Consider the following 4,428-nt stretch of genomic DNA (forward strand, 5'->3'; position numbering starts at 1 on the left):
CACACCCTACACCCTACACCCTACACCCCACACCCTACACCCCACACCCCACACCCTACACCCTACACCCTACACCCTACACCCTACACCCTACACCCCACACCCTACACCCCACACCCTACACCCCACACCCTACACCCCACTTCCCCACTTCTCCAACAATTGTAAAGAAATGTTACAATTATGCTGTCATAACAGCTTACCATCTTGACAGGAGGGAAAGACAGTGGTTATAGTAAGAACACATACCCGGGTAAACCAATTTAGTGATATGCAAGACAAGCAAAAAGTCACACTGTACCTTCCCCCTGGAGTCCATCGTCAACTAAAAATAAGAGCCGCGATCGATGAAGAATCGATGTCAGGGCTGGTGGAAAAAGCGATCGCTTTCTACCTAAAATACCCCGAAAAGGTAGAAGAAATCGAAGCCGCCGCCTATGGCAAAACCTATCAGGTTCATGTCTGTCCCGAGTGTGATGCCGCCTTAGTGATGAAAGAAGATCGGCTAAGGTCAATCAAACGCCAGCCCGGAATAGTCGGCGACGAGTTCCCGCTCGAAGTTCCCGAACCCGTTGGCGCTCAAGGAACCGCAGAGGGAGAAGCAGCCTTAGTTCCCTGCTAAACTCTCGGTAGCCGCCCAAGGTCAAAACCGTTACCACAAATAGGGTCGATGTTATGAAAGAAGAGCTAGAAATTCTCGTCAAGGCTCAGTATCCCCTGATTTACCTCGTCACCTCCGAGGAGGAAAGGGCGGAAGAAGCCATCAGCAAAATAGCCCAACTAAATACACAACATCGACGGGTGTTTGTCTGGACTGTCACCCACGGCATGATCGAACAGGGTCAACCGCGCCAAACCAATCAACATAATACCGTGTCGCCAGAAGCGGCGATCGAATGGGTAGTGCGTCAACGGGAAGCGGGCATCTATATATTTAAAGACCTGCATCCGTTCATCACTTCCGCTCCAGTCACTCGCTGGTTGAGAGATGCGATCGCAAGCTTTAAAGGAACCGAAAAAATCATTATTTTAATGTCTCCCCTGCAAGAAGTCCCCATAGAACTAGAGAAAGACGTAGTAGTTCTAGATTTTCCCCTGCCGGACATGGGAGAGTTAGATACAGTTCTCTCGCAACACCTAGGCAAAAATCAAAATCGTCGTACCACCACAGAGGTCCGGGAAAAACTCCTGAAAGCGGCCTTAGGCTTAACCAAAGATGAAGCCGAAAAAGTTTACCGCAAAGCCCATGTAAAAGCGAACAAATTGACGGAAGACGAGGTAGAAATCGTCCTTTCCGAGAAAAAACAACTGATTCGCCGCAACGGAATTTTAGAATACGTTGAAGAAGACGAGACCATCAACGCCGTCGGTGGTCTGGAAGAATTAAAAAAATGGTTAAAACAGCGATCAAACGCCTTTACAGAAAGAGCCAGAGGTTACGGACTCCCCCAACCGAAAGGGATGCTAATTTTAGGAGTACCAGGCTGTGGTAAGTCCTTAATCGCTAAAACCACCTCGCGCCTCTGGAGTTTACCGCTCCTGCGCTTAGATATGGGACGGGTTTACGATGGTTCCATGGTGGGACGGTCTGAGGCTAACCTGCGTAATGCCCTAAAAACTGCTGAATCCATCTCTCCGGCCATTCTTTTCATCGATGAATTAGATAAAGCTTTTGCCGGTGGCACAGGTTCCGCCGATTCCGATGGGGGAACCTCTAGCCGCATCTTCGGCTCCTTCCTGACTTGGATGCAGGAAAAAACCTCACCCGTCTTCGTCATGGCCACAGCTAACCGGATTGAACGGCTACCCGGGGAATTTCTCCGCAAGGGGCGCTTCGATGAAATCTTCTTTGTCGATTTGCCCAATTCCGAAGAAAGACAAGATATCTTTAATATTCACCTGACTAAACGACGCTCCGACATTTCTCGCTTCGATTTGGAGCAGTTAGCCAAGGTATCCGATGGGTTTTCCGGTGCGGAAATAGAACAGGCGCTGATTGCCGCCATGTATGAGGCCTTCGCCCAAGATCGCGAATTCACGCAATTAGACATTATTGCGGCGATTAAGGCGACTCTGCCCCTATCTCGCACCATGACCGAACAGGTGACGGCCCTGCGTGATTGGGCCAGACAACGCGCCCGACCTGCTTCGGCCTCCGTCGCTGAGTACCAGCGATTGGAGTTCTAACAGACTTTCGCCCGCTCCCAACGGGATGAAAGGCTAGTTCTCAGGGACTAGCAATGCCTCGAAAAGCCGCTTGGCGGCACTCTTTAACTCTCAATCTGTTGTTGTTGATTCTTATCTACAAAGAGGAAATTCCAATGTCTCATTTTAGCACTCTCCGGACCAAAATCACCGATGCCGAAATCCTCAAAGCTTCTCTCCGCGACCTCGGTATTAGCGTAAAAACCGAAGCTGATGTTCGTGGTTACAACGGTCAACGGGTTCGCTCCGACATCGTTGCTGTTCTCGATGGCGAATATGATCTCGGTTGGTCCCGCAATACCGACGGCAGTTTCGATTTAATCGCTGACCTCTGGGGTGTGGCCAAAAAACACAATCAAACCGAATTGATCAACTCGATCAACCAAAAATACGCTGTGAACAAAACCCTATCCGAAGTGAAACAGCGCGGTCTGCAAAACGCTAACGTTAAGCTAGTCGTTCAAAGCTAAGATTTACAGCGCGTTCCCAAGCCTAGGGGTTGACCAGTTCGGTTAACCCTTTTTTCTGTCTGTGGGGTATGTTAAGAATAGTAAAATTAACTTGACAAAAATGCTCCGACCCGAAGAAAGAACTAAACTCGATCCGACGAAAGACAGCGATTTTTATGCTTTTCCCCGCTTTGTCACCCACGTGGATGAGGGTTTTATCGATCGATTAACCGCTCTCTACCGAGAGATCTTATCGCCGAATACACGCATTTTAGACCTGATGAGCAGCTGGGTGTCCCATTTACCGGAGGAGATGGAATTTGAGCATATCGAAGGTCACGGGATGAATGGGGAGGAGTTAGCCAAAAATCCCCGCTTGCATAGTTATTTTGTCCAAGACCTCAATGCACAGCCAAAATTGCCCCTAGGGGATAGTTCTTTTGATGCGGTGTTAATCACGGTGTCGGTGCAGTATTTGCAGTATCCAGAGGCGATTTTTGCGGAACTGTATCGCATTTTAAAGCCTCATGGTCTGGTGGTGGTTAGTTTTTCCAATCGGATGTTTTACCAAAAAGCGATCGCTGCTTGGCGCGATAATAGCGATTTAGGCCGGGTAGCGTTAGTGAAATCCTATTTTAAATCGGTGGCGGGATTTAGGGAAGTACAGGCGATCGTTCGTCCTGCTACTACCCCCAGTTTCCTGCAAATGTTAGGAATTATGGTTGCCGATCCCTTCTATGCAGTGATAGGGAAAAAGAATCCTCTCTAGGATTATAGTCATCGTTTGAATTCTTAATCCCTAATGCTCGCCATCCAATGCCGACTCTGACTGACCAGATTTTTTCTCTTGGTTTCACCTCTTTGAACTCTAGGCTGGGGTGAAATGGATTTTCTTTCCAAATCTGGTAATTTTTCTTGGCTGTTTCTTGTACCCTTTGCGGCAAACTTAGAAAAAGTTGACGAAACCTCTTGGTTCTGGATGACTTCATTCTTCCCCAAAGCCTTTATCTTCTGTTCTCCCCTCTTGTTCTTCTATCAGAGCTTCCTGTGCCATTGTTATTAAAGCTCCCAATTCCATATCTTCGTTGGAAAGGCTTTTCTGCCATTTTAATTCACCTTCAATATCTTCCAGCAATTGTTGAGCAAGTTCATCTTGAAGATGCTCTGGCAGTTTCTGGATTTCTGTGAATGCTTTTTGCAATAGAGTAGTCATGTTTTGTTCATGTTTTACGGGTATTGAACTATTTTACTACTTTTTCTACTCTTGCAATCTAACGGTTTAAGTTTGTCTATAGCTTTATTGTCAACGACTTTAGGGAATAACGGGCTTCAATAAAAGGGCTTCTGAGGGCTGCTCAAGCATTAATAAGCTGTTCGTAATTTAAATTGCTTGTTGAGACGAGGCAAGAGGCAACAGTAAAGGAATTGGAGGAGATTCGGCTAATCTAAGAATAAGCAGTTTAAATAGGGTTTGCTGAATAAATGTGAAATGTAGGCAAGGTAGGGGTTTTGTGGCTTTACGAGCGAAACAGGTGCAAGATTTTTGCGTCTTCATCGGCCCGCGTCCTGTAGGGGCGAAGCATTCGGGCAATAACCTATCGGTGAAACCGGAGATTTTCTATCCGAATGCTTCGCCGGGAGCATCTCACTTACGCGATAAGTAATTATACTTAGCCTAAAAGCCACTCTTAATCGTGTCTTGGAACGAAATAGAGGCTTTTAAAGACTGCGTACATGGAGAATTAAAACAAGAATTACCCTCGAAAAGCCTATT

6 protein-coding genes are annotated in these 4,428 nt (G+C 47.0%); 4 read left to right on the forward strand and 2 right to left on the reverse strand.

Annotated features, from left to right (window positions below; translation table 11 throughout):
• The first annotated feature begins 271 nt into the window (after positions 1-271).
• The 4 genes from O9332_RS05550 (at position 272) to O9332_RS05565 (ending at position 3,423) form a co-directional block, all read left to right on the forward strand.
• Complete coding sequence (locus O9332_RS05550) at positions 272-622, forward strand: slr0373 family blue light stress response protein (protein ID WP_012265766.1); 351 nt, start codon at positions 272-274, stop codon at positions 620-622.
• Between the two features lie 53 nt (positions 623-675).
• Complete coding sequence (gene ycf46 / locus O9332_RS05555; RefSeq protein WP_190723084.1) at positions 676-2,187, forward strand: stress-responsive protein Ycf46; 1,512 nt, start codon at positions 676-678, stop codon at positions 2,185-2,187.
• Between the two features lie 134 nt (positions 2,188-2,321).
• A complete protein-coding gene (locus O9332_RS05560; RefSeq protein WP_002731874.1) occupies positions 2,322-2,675 on the forward strand; it encodes a DUF1257 domain-containing protein in 354 nt (117 codons plus the stop codon).
• Positions 2,676-2,775: 100 nt separating this feature from the next.
• Positions 2,776-3,423 (forward strand): class I SAM-dependent methyltransferase, encoded by a 648-nt coding sequence (locus tag O9332_RS05565; RefSeq protein WP_288024153.1) that lies wholly within the window; start codon positions 2,776-2,778, stop codon positions 3,421-3,423.
• On the opposite strand, the gene O9332_RS27960 is transcribed toward O9332_RS05565, so the two are convergent.
• Together O9332_RS27960 and O9332_RS05570 are read right to left on the reverse strand one after the other, a co-directional pair.
• Positions 3,371-3,643, reverse strand: a complete 273-nt coding sequence (locus O9332_RS27960; RefSeq protein ID WP_353853410.1) for a hypothetical protein — start codon at positions 3,641-3,643, stop codon at positions 3,371-3,373. The genes O9332_RS05565 and O9332_RS27960 overlap by 53 nt on opposite strands.
• Complete coding sequence (locus tag O9332_RS05570; RefSeq protein ID WP_012265763.1) at positions 3,640-3,867, reverse strand: hypothetical protein; 228 nt, start codon at positions 3,865-3,867, stop codon at positions 3,640-3,642. The genes O9332_RS27960 and O9332_RS05570 overlap by 4 nt, the downstream gene beginning before the upstream one ends.
• Positions 3,868-4,428: the final 561 nt, after the last annotated feature.

Origin of the sequence: Microcystis sp. LE19-10.1B (assembly GCF_027530565.1) — a bacterium.
In the GTDB taxonomy this organism is placed as follows: domain Bacteria; phylum Cyanobacteriota; class Cyanobacteriia; order Cyanobacteriales; family Microcystaceae; genus Microcystis; species Microcystis aeruginosa.